Consider the following 16118-nt stretch of genomic DNA (forward strand, 5'->3'; position numbering starts at 1 on the left):
TTAACGGGCCTGGGTACTCGATAGAGTCAACTCAGAAGTTGGAGATAACTATTTGCAATTGTCCGGGCATGCGCTTGCCAAGTGTAACGGGACGCCCAGTCGAGCCGCACTGGCAGCAGTGGTGCCGCACTAAAATCGTTCAACAGTTGAAGCGCGGCAGCGACCCACTGATCAACATGCCCTACCGGGCTGTAGATTGCCGCCGGCCCTCCCACTTCTCGAAGGACCGGAATGTCGCTGGCAGCAACGATGGCACCACAGGCGAGCGCTTCGATCACAGGGAGCCCAAATCCCTCGGCTTCGCTGGGCTGAAGCACCAGTGCAGCGCGCCGGTAGAGGGACGCGATTTGCCGGCGGGTTAGCCCGCGAAACTGAACGATCCTGTGCCCTATTTCGAGCCTCGCAATCTGTTTAACTTGCTCTGTCGTCCACGTGCCGCCGACCTGAACGAGTCGAAGCTCTGGCCTGACTTGCGAAACCTCCGAGAAGACTTCCAGCAGTACATCGATGCGTTTGCGTGCGATGCAGCTTCCGACGTGGAGAACGAGAGGATGCCCGCTGATTGCTGACGACGCGAGCAAATCTTCGGCCGGTTCAACCTCCGGAGCAACCGATGTGAACTCGATCGACGTGCCGTACGGGGCATGCACGAGCCGCGAGGGATCGATCCAGCCCGAGTGTACAATCTGCTCGCGGACGGCGAGCGTTGAATGAAACACCACGGCCGCCTTTTGCATTCCGGCGAGAATGTGCCGCCCCATCCGCCTGAACCACGCCGGCCGTGGCTCCAGATCCGGCCGAACGAGGCAGCGAAACGTGTCTAGGTCGTGGCAGTAGACCCCGGTGCGATCAGCGGGCAGTGCGTGGACCAGCTGGCTATAGCTGTGATCGACGACATGGAAGAGGTCGAACCGTTGGCGAATCGAGTGGACGTACCGCGGATAATCCCAAAGCCGGTTGAGCAGCCGATCGGCGTTGACCGCGCCGCCGCGATCGCTGAGCGGTGGCAATCTCGTCAGCCGGCGACGAAACGGCGGACAGATGCGTGCAGGCGTCAAGCCAAGTGACGAATCGCCGGCGAGTTGCTCCAGGAGCATTTCGCCAGCGAGGTCCATGCTGGCCCAGCGCTCCTCGCGGAAGTCGCACAATACGGCCAGCCCAGGCAACTTTGAAGACATGACGGCGTTGCTAGAAATGAACCGGGTTCGGTTGCCATGCCAGGAAAGGGTTCAGTGGCAGACGGCAAGCGAAGGAAACCATCGACTACGCCAAGAACACCGTCGATGGCTACTGGGCAAGAACGCAGGCGTAGGATCAGGCCGAGAGCACCGCCCGCGGGGCTCGGACGGTTCCCGTGACCAGAACCGAGACATCGCCCAGAAGATGGGGATGTTGCCGCATTAACTTGGCCAGGTCATTCCTGGCGTGACACGCCTGACTCCAGATACCGGAAAGACGGGACTCGGCCAAGTAGAGCCGAAACCTGTCGGCGCGTCGCTGCTCAATCGGCGCCTCGGTTTCTTTGTCGAAGTCTTGAACAGCGTGATGTGCCGCAGCTCGGCGATCACCCAGTGCGTCACCTGCGGCGACTCGCTGCTGAAGGTCACGAACCTTGGCGATGACCTTTCGTTCGGCGGTCATCTCAGGTAGCGCCTTTCCCAGATTGGCCGCGACTGCTTGCATCTCCGCCTCTTCTTCCGGCGTCCAGTCGGTCTCATGTTGGATGAGGGCGACATACCGATCAAAAGCGCGTTCGCGGGCGAGGCGTGCTCCGACCTGAAGTCGTGTGAAACACATGGGACGCCCTTTCTGCCGCCCGGAGCAAAGTCGAAGCGGCGGAGTGTTGGATAATGCAAGGCCACACTTCAGATTCGGCAGATTCGGCAGATTCCTTGGATAGGCCAAACAAACGACGAAATGTCAAGTCATTGGGTCTCTCGGCGGATAGTTGGAGAGATCGTGCGACAGCATCTTCTACCGCGATGAAACGTAAAACCACGGACGCGGAAACCTGGCCCTGCCGTCGTGCGATCAGAAAGCAGGTGGGTCCAGAGAGCCGTCCTTAATCCGTTCGGGACTGGTTCCCTGAACAGCCCAGAGAAGCCCGTTCCATAGACCCGGGGTGTAGCCAACTTCAAATCCCCTCGCTCGAAGCCAATCAGCCAAACGAGCCGGCGTCCAGTCGCCGGTACAGTGAAACTCCATGACAATCCGTTGGATTTGAGGCAGCACATCTTCAGACGACGGGATGATCTCCCACTCCGCGCCCTCGCAATCGAGCTTGAGCAAGGAAACAGTAGAGATGGATAGCTCACTCATCAGGTTCCCGAGCGTTGTCTGTCTGACAGTTTCGACCGTTCCATTGCCGAATCCCACGCTGGAATGACTTCCTGCGCCGTGAAGACGAACTTCTCCCTCGCTTCCACCGAGTGCCGTCCGCACAACGGTCACATGGTCGAATCCGTTTAGCAGCTTCTGCACTTCGATCATTCGACAATGCTCGGCGGCAGGCTCGATGGCCACTACACGACCCTTGGGACAACTGCGGGCGATACTCATTGTGAAGTCGCCGATGTTTGCACCAACGTCAATCACAACCGCATCGGCGGGAAGCTGAGTGATACCCGCCACGGCATAGGGGTCCGCGAGGCTCGCCTCGTTCACTACAGCAAGATCTGTCGTCGATGGTCTCACGAGGTACTTGAGTCCGTTGCGGAGCAGTAAGACGACGCCGACCCCCAGTTTCGGCAGTGGTAACGCCCACCAATTTCTATAGACGAAGGGCGCTCGTACCAGATACCGCAGCCGATTTCGCCACCGCGACCGCAAGACCGAGACCTTCCAGCGTAAGTCTGACATTTTCGATTGCCTTGGTAGACCGGATGCCCCCGAGCGTCACAGTTCAGTGAAGTAAGCTGTCGATAGTCGGAGCATGGGTGCAGGCCCGAAAATGCCTTCCGAGATAGTCCCAGAGGGGATTGAGCAGACGGTCGGTGTTAAGCCACCCACAACGGCAATGACCGACAGACCGAATCTTGAGTTACGCCAAACGACGAATCCGCAACGGACTACCCAAGTTCCGCAGGACGAAGACGCCATTCGATGCTGTAGCGACACGTTTATCTCTCTACACGCTGGGGTTTTCGGGCTGAACATCGGTCCAACATGGACTTCGCTGCCGATATGGAGGAGTTGTTCGCCATCGCCTACTTCACCGCCGACCACCGGCTGCCACGAGAATTTCGCCCAAATCACGAAAGGCCTTGGAGCGTTCCCAGTCGGGGACGATATAGGTCTCGCGGGCGCGGAGCGCCTGTGAACGGGCTTCTTCCGGGTGACTCGCGATCCAAAGGAATTCCGCGGCCATGGCGTCAGGGTCTTGACGGGGGGTGAGCCGCGCGTGCCCGTTGAGTTGGACTGCCATGCCGCCGACGGCGGTCGCGACTACCGGGGTGGCACACGACAGTGCCTCAAGCGTTGAATACGCGGCACCCTCGGCCAGCGAGGCCAACGCCATGACGTCCGCGGTACGGAAGTAGTCCGCCACCTCGGTCATCGGGTGAGCCGCCGGGCGACCGAGCACCCACTGCTTCGGATCGGGAAGCCCCATTTTCTCTGCCAACGAAAGAAAGTCGCGATAGCCTCCCCCAAGGTTGAGCAGGACCGCCGGTAGTCCGCGCTGCCGGGCGGCGTGAGTCGCCAACAGGACAGTTTCCGGGTCTTTTTCGTGACTCATTCGACTCGAAAGGAAGATCAGGAACGCGTTCTCCGGCAGATCGTGCTTACGCCGAAGCTCGCGCCGTTCAGAGGCACAGGCCGGTCGAAAGAAGTTTGTGTCAACGCCGTAGTAAAGACCGATGATCGTGTTGCTGCAATAGTGCTTACCGATATCCCTGAGGTAAGGTCCCATCGCGAGCCACATGGACGTCAATCGCCCGTTGACGTGAAGGAGGGTCCGAATCACCGCGTTGCCCAGGAGGTGTTTCGCTAGGCTGATCTGACGCCTCTCACGTCGGCAGGCAAAATATTCAACGGGCGCGATCCCCATATAGTTCACTACTGGGACGCCCAATAGTCGTCCGGCCAGATTCGCGTTTAGCGCGCCACGCGTCACTTCTTGCGCCAGCACAACGTCGAAAGCGCTGATGCGGGACAGCAATTGGATGAAGGATCGCACTTGGAACTCGACACGCCCACCAGCGATCTCGACGACAGTGACTCGCGCGCCGCTGGTGGCGACGCGTTCCTTAAGGCAACTTGCCTCGTATGTACGGGCGGGAATGACCATCGTCAGATGGCACAGCTGGCTAAGTCCGACGACAAACCTGATATCGGTGAATCCTTCGACGAAGAAGAGCACTCGCAGCTGTTCCATTGATGCCGCGGAAGTCATGCTTGCTCCTGGAGAATCTTCCTGTAGACGGCCATGGTCTGTTGGGCTGTTCGATCCCAAGTGTAAGCCTCGACCTTTGCCCGTGCCGCGAGGCCGATCTCTGATCGAAGCCGTGGGTTGTCCCGCAGGCAGGCCAAATGCCTTGCGATCTGGTCGATGTCCCAGGGTTCATCTGTCAGCAGTCCGTTGACGCCGTCGTCGATCAGTTCGGCTGCGCCCGCCGCCCGGTTGGTGATGACCGGTAGTCCCGACGCCATAGCCTCGGTGATCACGAGGCCGAATGACTCGTAGATCGTGGGAAATACAAATGCGTCAGCAGCCGCGAACAATTTTTCAACTCTCGTCGAATGCGGGCTAAAGACGACCCGGTCTTGGACACCGAGCGACGCGGCGAGGGATTCGACGTAGGACACGTCCGAGCTGGAGACGATCAGTAGGGTTACGCCCGGCACCTTCTCTGTCGCCCGGATCGCCGCCGCCGCGCCCTTTTTCACGTCGCCGACGTACAACGCCATGAAGCCGTCGTTGGACAGCCCAAGATCAGCCCGGACTTCATCCCGAAACCGCGTGCGATTGTCCGGGCGAAAAGTCGAATTGTCTGTCCCATGGTAGATGACTTCGACGCCCTCCGTCCGGCCGTAGGCGTCGGCGAGGTCCAAACGGATTCGCTCCGACACCGCGATCACGCGTCGCGTCGCCGGCTGACACAAGGCTAGGCGTTCCAAGGGCGTGACGAAGGTTTTGAACAACCGCTGCCTCCAGGAAAGTCGCATTCCCATCCGCTCAAGCCCCTCAAACCACGCTCTTTGGCAAATGTGTGCTGTTGTCAGGTTGTGGCGAAAGCCACACAGTCCCTGCGCGTGAACAATGTCGAAGGGACCGCGAACTAGCAGCGTAGCGGGAACAATAAACGACAGGATCGACGCCAACGCATTCGGCCGCCAAGCCGGAACATGATGAAACGTGATACCTGGGGTATCAGTGGCGTCAACGGTGTTGGTGAAGACGTGAACCTCATGATCGTGGTGAAATCGTGTCGCAAGCTCGACCACGTAGCGAGAGTGTCCGATGTGGCGATTGTAGTCGTGGACAACAAACGCGATACGGAGCCTTGAGGTTCGGGAAGAACGGATTCCAGTCATGCATACCCGAGTCGACGGGTTTTTCCTGTTGCTGGGCTCGGATTACGAAGCCGCTCGATGACACGCTCGACACTGAACTGAGAACGGTAAAGATCCGCCGCCCGCGCGCCCAGTGAGCGGCGATCAGCAGACGGGAGCGCGAGCACGGCGCTCGTTGCCGCGGCGATCCCATCGGGGTCCGGTTTGGGAGCCATCGCGATACACCCGCACATCGCCCAGAACGGCTCCGTCAGGTGCCCGCCGTTCGATACCAACGCGGTACCGTTTGACAACGCCGCCATCGCCGTGGTTCGACGGCTGCTAACACCATCTGGGAAAGGCAGCACCATCACTTCGCAAGCGCGGATGTGCGCTGCGACGGATTGCGGTTCGAGTTCCCCGGCCGCCACCACGCGAGTTCTCCAATCCGGCATCGCCGCGACAAATCGATCGAGAAACGCCTGCGAGCCCCTGCCGAACAGCAGGACGGAGAGCGAAGGGTCCCCTCGCAGCAGCCGTGCAAGCACAGGTTCCAGAATGTCGGTGATCGGTTTGCCGAAGGTTCCGAAATGTCCGACCAGCCGACCAGTGCCGGAGGGCAGAACTCGGGCTCGAATGGCTTCGACCTCGGCGTCGTTGAACAGCGCGGGCACGTTCGATGGCACCGGGAGCCATTCGGCCGACTTGTCACGGAGCCCGCAGTGCCGAAGGATCGCGGTCCATCCAGGGACTGTGACAAAAACGCGTTGGGCCGCTGCCAAAACCAGCCGCGCCATAGCGCGATGTGCCGTGGCCAGCGCGATATGTTTCGGTCGCCAGCCGAATGGAAACGCGACCTCGTGGAACATTAACCAGACGGCGTGGCGCCGAGCCCGGGCTGCGATCCACACCGCGAACGGCAGGTTCATCGCTTTCATTCCGAATGCGTGGGGGACGTACTGGATAAGCATTCGGTCCGGCGGATCGAGTGCCAGCGCCCGGTCAAGCAAAGCGAGTCCACGAGGGCCAAAGTGGTCGCACAGTCGAACGACGCACACGCCTCGGCACTCAGCGATACCAGTGGCGTATACCGGAGCGTACACGCGCACGTCGTCGCCGGCTGCGGCCAACCCCGCGGCGAGTTGTGAGGTGTAGTCGGCGACCCCACCGGACTGCGGTGGGAACTCGCCGGTCAGTATGGCCCAGCGGGTCGGCTCGTTCACCGGCGCTCCCGCGTATCAATAGCGAGCCGTGCGGAGAAAGCGGCCGCGCCGGCAGCGTTCAGGTGCAGGTGATCCGCGAACCCATCATCACCGATCCAATCGGCCGCCTGCACGTAGCGACCGCCGGCGGCGCTAACCAGTTCCACGATGTGGGCTCGGTATGCGGCCCAGGCGGGCGTGTTGTATAATCGGCGTCGGTGCTGTTCCGTAACCGGCATTTCGATCACCCAAACAGGCGCGCTGCGATCGCGCGCCATCGCAAGCAAGGCCGCGACTGACGGCGCCAGCGGGGCTCGCGCCTCGGTAGCACGAGCGCAATGCAGCGCGAATACCCCGCGGTCAGCTTCGAGCAGCGAGAAGTCCTCGACGCGACCGAACAGGTTCGATTCCTTCTTCGGCAGGCCGATCTCGCCCAGCGACCGGCGTACAAGCTCGACCTTTGCCCAAATCGCGGACCGCTCGACGAGCACAGGGATCTGGGCCACCGCGCGGAACGCCGCCTGTCTCGTGGGGTCATTCGGGAAGTAGAACTCGGCCGCTGTCTCGGTTTCGACGTAATAACCCATTGCGCGGTTTCCGAACAGAAAGCTCCAACCGCTGTCCGGGGGATCAGTGAGTTGAGTGTCGAGGAACCCATAGTAAAGGGCGCCGCCGCGGTGCCGGTCCTGCTGCCGGTAAATCAGGTAATGCTCGATCGGTTTGGTCGCCCCGAGGCCTAAATTAAGTGGTCGTGACCCAGGTTGAGCGGCCGCGAACGCCATTTCATCCAACCCTGCGGCCATCGTCGAGTTCCCGAGAAACAAGTCGGTCGCCGGTTTGGAACGCTCGGAGCGGTCGAGTAATTGACGTGGGACCGACTTTCGCGCCAAACGCGCCACCCCGATGTTCAAAGCAATCAGAGCGCAGGTTGCGAGTGCAAGCTGAAGGGCGAGGGGACGAAACGTCATGAATCTGCCTAGAAGTCGATGTAGATGAACTTCGAGGACTGCCCGCAAAACGCGATGATGGCACACGCGAGCAGTCCCCACCATACACCCCAGAGCGGTGACCGGAGGCCTACCGGCAGCCCCTTAGGGCGTTCGTCATCCTCACCGCCTAGGTACTCAAGCAAACGTTTCAGCCACAGAACTGAGTTCATCCGACAACCACCCGGTGGAAGAAGAACATTGCCGTTTCTAGGTCCATCGCGAAGAACGCCCAGCCCGCGTTTACCGCGATGTAGGTGAGTAGCCAACCTCCAAGTTTTTCGGCTCGCGACTCAGGTCGCGGGTCGGTCGTCCCGCCGCGCCGGGACCATAGCCGATGAATCACCAACAGCAGGCCGTGCCATGCGCCCCAAACGACAAAGTTGAGCCCGGCTCCGTGCCAGATGCCGCTCACGAGCATCACCACCATCACGTTGCGGCATGTGAATACAGTCGACCCGCGTGATCCGCCGAGCGGAATGAACAGATAGTCGAGCAGCCACTTGTACAGCGACATGTGCCAGTGCCGCCAGAACTCCGCGATGTTGGTGCGGAAGTATGGCCAGTCGAAGTTCTCGGGGATCTTCACTCCGAACAGCCGGCCAGAGCCGATGGCGATGTCCGAGTACGCTGAGAAGTCGAAGTAGATCTTCCACCCGTAGGCGAACAGCCATACCGGTAGTACCCATCGTTCGGCCTGTGCGATGTCGGCTCGGTTCAAGTGGTCCGTGACGCTGGTTAGTAGGTCTGCGACCGCAAACTTCTTTACTAGCCCTGTGAGGATGCGAGTTATCCCGCGGTTCCAGTCGGTCGCCCACTCGGCGGACGGGTTCCGCAGGCACGGTGCGAAGTCTTGGAACCGCTTGATCGGCCCAGCCACCATTGTCGGGAAGAAGAATATGAACGCGAGGTACTCGGCGAACGTCCCCGGCTCCACTTTCCCGCGATATCGGTCGGACGCGTAATGGATAAACTCAAATGTGAAGAATGACACGCCAAGGGGAAGGAATGCTTCTTCCCACCGTACCGGGTTTGTACCAAGTGGGCCGGTCACTAACCCGGTTACAAAGTTCCAGTACTTAAACACCCCAAGCACCGCGACACTGATCAGAATTCCGAACAGACACGCCCGCGATCGCGGCCCGTACAGCGATCGGAACGTCGCTTCCCAGAGAAAGATCAGAATGCACGCGGCTCCCCACCAACCGCCGAACTGCACTGCGGAGAAGTAGACAAAGAATGCTACGCCGGTGAGGGAACACACCCATGGCCGCCCCCGTGCCGGGGCCAGCCGGAAGAGCGCAGCGCCCGGCACAAGGAACAAGAAGTAGTAGACGAATGTGTTGAAGATCATCGTGCCGCGCTACACTCCGGCCGTCCGGTGCAACGCCGTCAGGAAAAACCGGGCGGAGAACTTTTCCGCAGGTGCGGAACCGAGCGGTATCGCCTCCTTATCCCCTTCGGAGTGAACGAACCGCTTGAACTCGCTTTCCGGGAACCGGCCCAAAACCTCCTCAACTGATCCCCCCGCAGCTTCCAATCCGCACCCCACATGGACCTCCACGAACCAATCTGGAGCGGCGGCAAACGTTGCGAACGCGGCGGCTAGCGCTCGGCACTCATACCCCTCGACGTCCACGAATACCACGTCCGGTGCGCCGTACTCGGCGGTGAGAGTATCTAAGGTAACCGCGGGGACGTCGATTACGCCGCCGTAGTCACTGACCTCGGCTGCGGCACCGTTCAGCCCGCCGCTGAACGCGAGCACCCCGACGCGGTCAGATACAGCCGCCTGAAGTGGCACCACCCAGGGCATCGCGTTCAATTCAACGTTGCGCCTGCACATCGCGAAGTTATGTGGGTTTGGTTCGACGATTATCACCTGCCCGGACGAGCCAACTCGGCGGCCCAGCATCAGCCCGACTACCCCTTGGTGAGCACCGACATCGAACACACGTGCCTTGGCCCCAAGCCGCCCGCGCCCAAGCACGGCCAGTTCCGGGAGCGGCTCCCAGTCATGGTCGTACCAGCCGTCGGCCAAGCCGTCGGCCAACTCGACCTTCAGGATCGCGTCGCCGTACCGGTGCTGGACCACGCGCCGCGGGTATGCGGCCACCTGGCGATCGAGCTTGCGCTTCTGGAGGAACCGGCGTAGCGGCCCCGGGACGACGGCACGGGCGACCCTTTTGAACATTACTTCGCTCCCGTCGCGGCTAGACGTCCGGCGTGTGACACCGCGTGGAACACGTCGATCAGTTGTGCGAGATGTGCTTCTGGAGTGAACCTCGCCGCCATCTCCCGCGCCCCGACTCGCAACCGCTGCAAGTGCTTTTCTGATGACAGTGCCCGGACCAACGCCGCGGCCAATTCCTTTGGGTCCGGCCTTTCGCCGGGCGCGGATTCGCCCGATACCCCAGGCGAGAGCCAGTCCGGAATGCCGCCAGTAGCGTACCCAACGGCGGGTAGGCCCACGCACCCAGCTTCGACACCCACCAGTCCGAACGGTTCGGGCCATACGCTCGGCACCAAGAGCACGTCGGCCCCTCGCATTTCCCCTGTCCGACGGGCCGAATCGACCCACCCCAAGAATTCGACCGGTACGCCATGACGCTTCGCTTCGGATTCGGCCGCGCCGCGATCCGGACCATCGCCGGCGACGACCAGAGTGAGCGGACGGCCGATTCTGGCAGACGCAATAGGCACCGCTTCGATTAAGTGCCGAAGCCCCTTCTGCACGGTGACCCGGCCGACGAATAGGACCCGGTCCGAGCGCTGCCGCGATTCGGGCGGTTTGGGGTCGGGTACAGCGTCGGGCGGGAACAGAGGTACCAACCGGAGCCGGTCTTCGGGCGCCCCGTGCCGCCGGAACTCTGCGGCCATGTGCGCGCTCGCGACCAGCACTGCCCGGTAGCGCCCTAGGTTCGACCTGCTTCGGCGCTGGGACCGGTACAAGCTCAGCATCGTGACCGGGTTCCGGCCACCGCACCCGCGTGGTAAGTACGCCGCCAGGCACCCCGGCCCTAGGACCCGCGCGCACGGCGCGAACTCGGGCCGCGTCTGGCATTTGGTCCCGCTCACGCAGGTACCCTGATAATTGTGCGCGTACAACACAGTTGGAAATCGGTCCGCGAGCGCCGCTTCAAGGTTCGGGTCACCTAGCCCGTGCGCGTACACCACGTCCGGCACCCATCGCTCCACTTCTGCGATCGCCCCGGCTCCAGCGAGCCATACCGGCACCCCGGGGACGCCCGAGACCACGCCTCCGGACGGTTCGCCGTGTTCGGCCAGGACCGCGAGGTCGAACCCGTAGTCCCGGAGCCGCGGGAGCACCGCACGGAGATACGTTTCGACACCGCCAACAATGCTGAGATGCCGTGTCGCGATGAGAACGCGCATCACGCCCCCGCGCCTGCGTGCGCTGGCTGCGCGGTACCCGCCCCGGTCTCCTGACGTGCCGAGCGACGGAACCACCGGCGGCACGGGCGCTCCACCAGGTAGTAGGTGGCCAAACAGCAGGCTACGATCAGCGCAAGGTAAACTGCTAGCACCCCGACGCGCGTGACGACGCCAGCATCGGCGAACCGCGCGGATGGAAGCAACTTGTACGCCACTTTTTGGGCCAGCGTGTGCGTCATATAGAGCGCGTACGAGACCTCACCGACAAACGCTACAGTGGTGGCGGTCCAGAGTGGATGGCACCCAGCCCCAGCCCGGGCCAGAACCGCGATCAGCAGCAACGGCAGACACATCAGTAGCCCAACTACCACTGACGCGTCGGGCACGAAGCAACACGCTGCCATCACCGCCACCAGCGCCAACGACGCCCATTGGGCCGCCGGACCGGTCACCGGTTCACCGTTGCGGACCGACCAGCACAGCACCACCCCCGCCAGAAACGTCGGGACGACCAGCACCAACTCGTAGAACGGCCACGGCCGCCAGAAAAGGCCTATCCCGACCGACCCGGCGGCACCGAACACGGCGAGGGCCATCGCGGGAAGACGGGCTGTCAGCCCTAGCCGAGTCCCCAGCGACACGGCAAACGGGAACAGTAGGTACGCGAACCACTCTGAACTGATCGACCACGATGGGTAGTTCCAGTTTAGCGAGAAGTGCGGCACCCAAGTATGCACCACGAGCAGGTTCAGGGCGAAGTCGCGACTCGTATAGCCGGCGTCCGTGAGCCGGAACCCGGCCCGTTCGCTCACGTACACCATCGCCCCCACCGCGAGCAGTGTCACCAGGTGAACTGGGTAGATGCGGGCTAGGCGGCGCAACAGGAAAACGAACACGCGGTGGGCCGACAGAGTGGCGAGATTGTCGGTGTAGGTGTGCGCGAGAACGAACCCGCTGAGCATGAAGAACGCTGGGACCGCCATATGGCCACACCGGGCCAGCGGCGAGAAAGCATCCGCGCCCGGGAATAGCACAAGGACGTCGTTCCAGAAGTGGTACACCACCACCCACGACGCGAGGACGCCGCGAAGGGCGGTCAGCGAGACGATTTCGGCGGTCGGACGGAGCGCGTGGGCGGGCATTATTGTTGCGCCGGTCAGCGTGCGGTGTAGGCTTCAAGGCACCGCGCCACCGTGCCGGACCAGGTGAACCGGTCCAGCACACGACGGCGACCGGCCTCACCCATCGTTGTCACTGCGGTCGGGTTGTCGCGCAGGAGTTCGAGACGCGCGCGAAGTGCCGCCGGGTCGTTCGGGGGCACTACGAACCCGGTCTCGCCGTCTGCGACCACTTCCGGCAGGCTCGCGACGTTCGTCACGATCGCCGGCGTCCCGCAAGCCATCCCTTCCAGTGGTGTCTGGCCGAGCAGTTCAGGCACCTTCGACTCATTGCCATAGCAGTCTCGATAGACGCTTGGAAGTACCACACACACAGCTCGCTGGTACGCCGTCACGATATCGCCATCCGTACAGTCGTGTCGGAACAACACGCGCTTTCTGGCTGCCAGTCGTTTCAGATCCCTCTGATATGTGGCATTGTAGGGTCGACCAATGAGCTCCAAAGTCATCCCTTTAGGAAGGGCATCGATCAGGTCGTTCACGCCCTTATGCGGCATAAGTCGCCCAACGAAGACAACGAGCGGCTCTTTCGGGATGACTGGGTTTGGTGAGAACATCGCGGTGTCTACACCGCCGTAGATTACCCCAGCGCCGGGTCGAGTCTCATGCGCGGCAGTCCTTAGACTGTATTGACTAATGTGCAGGTGTCCGTGAAACCATTGGTCTGTCTTCAAATAGGATGAGAATCCCCACCCGCCTCCGCCGAGGTCCGAGGCAAACACCCCTCGCCCAGAAATGCGGGCCAACATTGCGGCGAGTTCCGCCGCGAGCGTGTGGGGCTGGTGGCAATGTACCACATCGGCCTCCGCGACGGCGCGGACGATGCCGCAATGGAACCGATTGAAACGTTGCCCGCGCGCTCGCCAAGCCGGGCCAAGTACCTGAACCGTTAGGCCATCGCCCGTCGTGAAGCGCGAAGGCTGATCGCCGAAGCTGATTAGCGTCGTGTCGGCCACCCGGGCCATGTGACGCGCCAGCTCAAACGAATACCGCTCCGCCCCGCCGTACGCTCCGGCATGGCCAAAGAGCGCGGGGGTGATGTGCAGGACCGTACGCCTCACCCAAACATCCTTCCGATCCGCCTGCGCACGCGTGAACCCAGCGAGTTGAGACGATGACATCCGCGGTCAAAACGCAATCGAGCAGCAGAATAGGGCGCAACGGACTGTACATATTCCCGAAGCGCTGCGCGCTGATTGTCGAGGCCGTGAATGGTCAACTCCTCGAATTCGAACCCGTCCTGCCACCAGATCCATTTGACCGTGCGTTCGAGCGGCATCCGGCTAAGGTGCGACGCGGGGAATGAGTAACTCCAGTGCGAGTGTATGAGGTGGAACTTCTGGAGAAAACGAATCCGATTGCCTTCGATGTCGATCAACCAGCGGTGGTGTGACAGTCCTGCTAACCGAGGATGTTCCGCCCCGCGGCAGGTCTCCCATTCCCGTGACGGCACCTCCAAGTACCCGCGCTTCGCGACTCGGATAAGCTCGGAGCAGACCCAGAGCGGATCCCGCAGGTCCTCAAGAGTGTGCGAGCAGACTGCGAAATCAAATTGCTTGTCCGCGAACGGCCACCTTTCTCTCGCACAGATGTCTCGCTGGACCCAAGTGGCGGAGGAAAAGAACTCCTTATCGCCGCCTTGGTGAGTAGGGCCACCAAAAGTGCGGTAATAGCCGCGGGTCTCGTAAGGTTCAGCGTCCAAAATCCACTGAGCTCGGTTGAATGGACAGGCCCACCCACCGACATCCAAGACTAGATCAGTCCCGGCCAAGATCCCGACCAAACGGTCCGCGTTAGCCTGCAGCATTAGTACCTCGAAAGTTTCGTGCGGTATCTGCGGACAGTGAAGCGTTTGGTGCCTGCGGATCCGCGCACGAATGTTTGCGGAAGCGGATCAACCGGGTGGCATCCCATAGCGCAATCAAGAATGCGCAGTTTTTTGCTAATAGCCGCCACGGTTGATACGATAAACCGACATAGGTTCGGTATGCATCAATGATCCAGCGCGAGCGCTTAGGACCTTGAAAATGTTTGAGCAAGAAACACAGATTGTCTCTGTAGTGGAGGTAATGCTTTCGGTACATTTGCAACTCTCTCGCGAGTAGTCCGACTGCTCTCCCCTCCCGCGTACCTCCTTCATTTGCGCTTAGGTGAGTCAGCCAGGCGGCTGGGCGGTACACGAGCCGGTATCCCATCGCTCGTACCCGAAAACAGAGATCGCTGTCCTCCCGCCATGCTAGCTGGAACAGAGGATCGAAGCTTCCCGCCTGTAACACCGCATTCCGACGAAGCGAGAGATTGCAAGTCGGCGCGTGTGAAACGTCGAGCTCAATGAAGTGGTCGTACGTGGTCCACCGCCAGCCGTCAACCGCGTCAAGGGCTCGCGGATCAAGGTTGCCCACCGACTGTCGGGCCAAGTCAACAACCCGGCCGGCAACTCCCCCTACCGTCGGATCTCGGTATTCAGCCAGGTGGGCCGCGATGAACCCGGCGGGGGAAATGACGTCGTCGTCCACGAAAATCAGAATGTCACCTCGAGCGATGGTGATTGCGTGATTTCTTGCAGCTACTGTGCCCGGTCTGGGCAGAACGACGTAGATTAGTCGATCATACTGCGAGAGCTCCGGACGAAGATCCCTGAGTGGCGCCTGTTCGACGACGATCACCTCACCTTCGGGGCCGACCTGCGGCATAAGTTGGTCAATCGTTTGGAGAAGAAGCTTTGGCCTTCGGAAGGAGGCGATCACCACAGTGTACTGTAGCGTCGAAAGTTGTGCGCGCTGGTGAATCATTGATGTCCGGCAGCACGCAAGGCGGTAAGGAGACATCGCCCATACTCGGCCCAAGTTTGCAGTGCGGCCACCTCGCGTCCCCGCCCTCGATACTCGTCCCGAAAGCCACGCGACCCAATCGCCATCTGAATCAAGTGTGCGAGGGTCAGCGGATCATCGGGGGGAAAAAAGCAGGCACCGTCGCCACCAATTTCACGGAACACCGGAATGTCCGCTGCCAGGACTGGAGTGCCGACCGCCATCGCCTCAACCAATGGAAGGCCGTACCCCTCCAACTTGGACGGGAACACCTTAATGGTGGCGGCAGCGTAGAGCGGGGGTACATCTCCCTCTGGGATGTATCCAATGTGGCGTACCCACGGGCGATCAAGCCCCCAGAATGCGAGCGGTTCGGCGGGAGTTGGGCCAGCCAACACCAGTGGCACCACCCCTCCCAACTTTTCCAACGCTGCGATGAGAACGGGAATATTCTTACGCTCGTTAATGCCTCCAACGTACAGCACGAATGCATCCGGAAGACGGTAAGTGGATCGGATCCGAGCGACGTTGACGGCAGAGACGTTCCAAAACTCATCCCCGACACCCAAGGGAGCCACTGTGACTTTCGATGGCGCGAGGCCGCCATGGTGCAGGGCCTCGGCGGAAGTGCGACTAATTGTAATGATGTGATCGGCGCCACGAATCGCTCGTTCAGCGAGCTCTATCTGAGTGTCGTTGAATGTGGTGCGGTACTGCTTACCGAACGTCCGCCAGGAAACGTCCGCGACGGCTTGAAGCAGCGGAGCTTTAGTCCGTAAAGCGTTTAGGTTCATCCCGAGAACGACGTCTACCACACCTAGTTGGCGGATCCGCTCAACAGGCATTGTGAAGTAGTTCATTAGCCCTGACTGGCCACGCCCCGGCACCCAAGTAGTCGCGTATCTGATCTCCGGCGGCATCCACTCGGGCCGTGGATAGCGAGTCCCAAACGAGAATGCCGTCACCGCGGCTAGGCCCATGCTATCCCAACGACGAGCCATCTGCCGGAGGGTCTCTCGCTGCCACCGGCCAACGCCCGCCTGAACCCCCGGC

15 protein-coding genes are annotated in these 16118 nt (G+C 61.2%); all 15 read right to left on the reverse strand.

The features are described from left to right. Positions 1-26: 26 nt before the first annotated feature. The 15 genes from IPV69_RS04485 to IPV69_RS04555 all read right to left on the reverse strand — a co-directional run bounded on the left by IPV69_RS04485 (position 27) and on the right by IPV69_RS04555 (position 15925). Entirely contained in the window at positions 27-1178 is a 1152-nt protein-coding gene (locus tag IPV69_RS04485; protein WP_206293719.1) for a glycosyltransferase, read from the reverse strand. A gap of 136 nt (positions 1179-1314) precedes the next feature. Continuing rightward, positions 1315-1797: a hypothetical protein gene (locus tag IPV69_RS04490; RefSeq protein ID WP_206293720.1), complete on the reverse strand. Its 483-nt coding sequence runs from the start codon at positions 1795-1797 to the stop codon at positions 1315-1317. 234 nt (positions 1798-2031) lie between these two features. Next, positions 2032-2694, reverse strand: a complete 663-nt coding sequence (locus tag IPV69_RS04495; protein ID WP_206293721.1) for an FkbM family methyltransferase — start codon at positions 2692-2694, stop codon at positions 2032-2034. Positions 2695-3211: 517 nt separating this feature from the next. Then, complete coding sequence (locus IPV69_RS04500; RefSeq protein WP_206293722.1) at positions 3212-4360, reverse strand: glycosyltransferase family 4 protein; 1149 nt, start codon at positions 4358-4360, stop codon at positions 3212-3214. Positions 4361-4389: 29 nt separating this feature from the next. After that, complete coding sequence (locus IPV69_RS04505; protein WP_261361989.1) at positions 4390-5535, reverse strand: glycosyltransferase family 4 protein; 1146 nt, start codon at positions 5533-5535, stop codon at positions 4390-4392. Further along, positions 5532-6716, reverse strand: coding sequence for a glycosyltransferase (locus tag IPV69_RS04510; protein ID WP_206293724.1), 1185 nt, complete (start codon positions 6714-6716; stop codon positions 5532-5534). Before IPV69_RS04510 ends, IPV69_RS04505 begins: the two co-directional genes overlap by 4 nt. Beyond that, positions 6713-7663, reverse strand: a complete 951-nt coding sequence (locus IPV69_RS04515) for a hypothetical protein (RefSeq protein WP_206293725.1) — start codon at positions 7661-7663, stop codon at positions 6713-6715. The genes IPV69_RS04510 and IPV69_RS04515 overlap by 4 nt, the downstream gene beginning before the upstream one ends. Positions 7664-7850: 187 nt before the next feature. Next, positions 7851-8777 (reverse strand): MBOAT family O-acyltransferase, encoded by a 927-nt coding sequence (locus IPV69_RS04520; protein WP_206293726.1) that lies wholly within the window; start codon positions 8775-8777, stop codon positions 7851-7853. Positions 8778-9044: 267 nt separating this feature from the next. Then, complete coding sequence (locus IPV69_RS04525; RefSeq protein WP_206293727.1) at positions 9045-9875, reverse strand: FkbM family methyltransferase; 831 nt, start codon at positions 9873-9875, stop codon at positions 9045-9047. Then, positions 9875-11077, reverse strand: a complete 1203-nt coding sequence (locus IPV69_RS27805) for a glycosyltransferase family 4 protein (RefSeq protein ID WP_206293728.1) — start codon at positions 11075-11077, stop codon at positions 9875-9877. Before IPV69_RS27805 ends, IPV69_RS04525 begins: the two co-directional genes overlap by 1 nt. Beyond that, positions 11077-12219 carry an acyltransferase family protein gene (locus IPV69_RS04535; protein ID WP_206293729.1) on the reverse strand — a complete coding sequence of 381 codons (1143 nt, stop codon included), beginning with the start codon at positions 12217-12219 and terminating at the stop codon, positions 11077-11079. Before IPV69_RS04535 ends, IPV69_RS27805 begins: the two co-directional genes overlap by 1 nt. A gap of 14 nt (positions 12220-12233) precedes the next feature. Then, positions 12234-13316, reverse strand: coding sequence for a glycosyltransferase family 4 protein (locus IPV69_RS04540; protein WP_206293730.1), 1083 nt, complete (start codon positions 13314-13316; stop codon positions 12234-12236). Further along, positions 13313-14062, reverse strand: a complete 750-nt coding sequence (locus IPV69_RS27810; RefSeq protein WP_390884373.1) for a class I SAM-dependent methyltransferase — start codon at positions 14060-14062, stop codon at positions 13313-13315. Before IPV69_RS27810 ends, IPV69_RS04540 begins: the two co-directional genes overlap by 4 nt. After that, on the reverse strand, positions 14049-15047 hold the full coding sequence (locus IPV69_RS04550; protein WP_206293732.1) for a glycosyltransferase family 2 protein: 999 nt from the start codon (positions 15045-15047) through the stop codon (positions 14049-14051). Before IPV69_RS04550 ends, IPV69_RS27810 begins: the two co-directional genes overlap by 14 nt. Beyond that, on the reverse strand, positions 15044-15925 hold the full coding sequence (locus tag IPV69_RS04555) for a glycosyltransferase family 4 protein (RefSeq protein ID WP_206293733.1): 882 nt from the start codon (positions 15923-15925) through the stop codon (positions 15044-15046). Before IPV69_RS04555 ends, IPV69_RS04550 begins: the two co-directional genes overlap by 4 nt. Between the last annotated feature and the right edge of the window lie 193 nt (positions 15926-16118).

Origin of the sequence: Humisphaera borealis (assembly GCF_015169395.1) — a bacterium.
GTDB lineage: Bacteria > Planctomycetota > Phycisphaerae > Tepidisphaerales > Tepidisphaeraceae > Humisphaera > Humisphaera borealis.

Coding starts and splice junctions, on each gene's coding strand:
- IPV69_RS04505 (WP_261361989.1), bottom strand. CDS start 5,535: ATGACTGGAATCCGTTCTTCCCGAACCTCAAGGCTCCGTATCGCGTTT.
- IPV69_RS04555 (WP_206293733.1), bottom strand. CDS start 15,925: ATGAACTACTTCACAATGCCTGTTGAGCGGATCCGCCAACTAGGTGTG.
- IPV69_RS04525 (WP_206293727.1), bottom strand. CDS start 9,875: ATGTTCAAAAGGGTCGCCCGTGCCGTCGTCCCGGGGCCGCTACGCCGG.
- IPV69_RS04490 (WP_206293720.1), bottom strand. CDS start 1,797: ATGTGTTTCACACGACTTCAGGTCGGAGCACGCCTCGCCCGCGAACGC.
- IPV69_RS04535 (WP_206293729.1), bottom strand. CDS start 12,219: ATGCCCGCCCACGCGCTCCGTCCGACCGCCGAAATCGTCTCGCTGACC.
- IPV69_RS27810 (WP_390884373.1), bottom strand. CDS start 14,062: ATGCTGCAGGCTAACGCGGACCGTTTGGTCGGGATCTTGGCCGGGACT.
- IPV69_RS04485 (WP_206293719.1), bottom strand. CDS start 1,178: ATGTCTTCAAAGTTGCCTGGGCTGGCCGTATTGTGCGACTTCCGCGAG.
- IPV69_RS27805 (WP_206293728.1), bottom strand. CDS start 11,077: ATGCGCGTTCTCATCGCGACACGGCATCTCAGCATTGTTGGCGGTGTC.
- IPV69_RS04515 (WP_206293725.1), bottom strand. CDS start 7,663: ATGACGTTTCGTCCCCTCGCCCTTCAGCTTGCACTCGCAACCTGCGCT.
- IPV69_RS04550 (WP_206293732.1), bottom strand. CDS start 15,047: ATGATTCACCAGCGCGCACAACTTTCGACGCTACAGTACACTGTGGTG.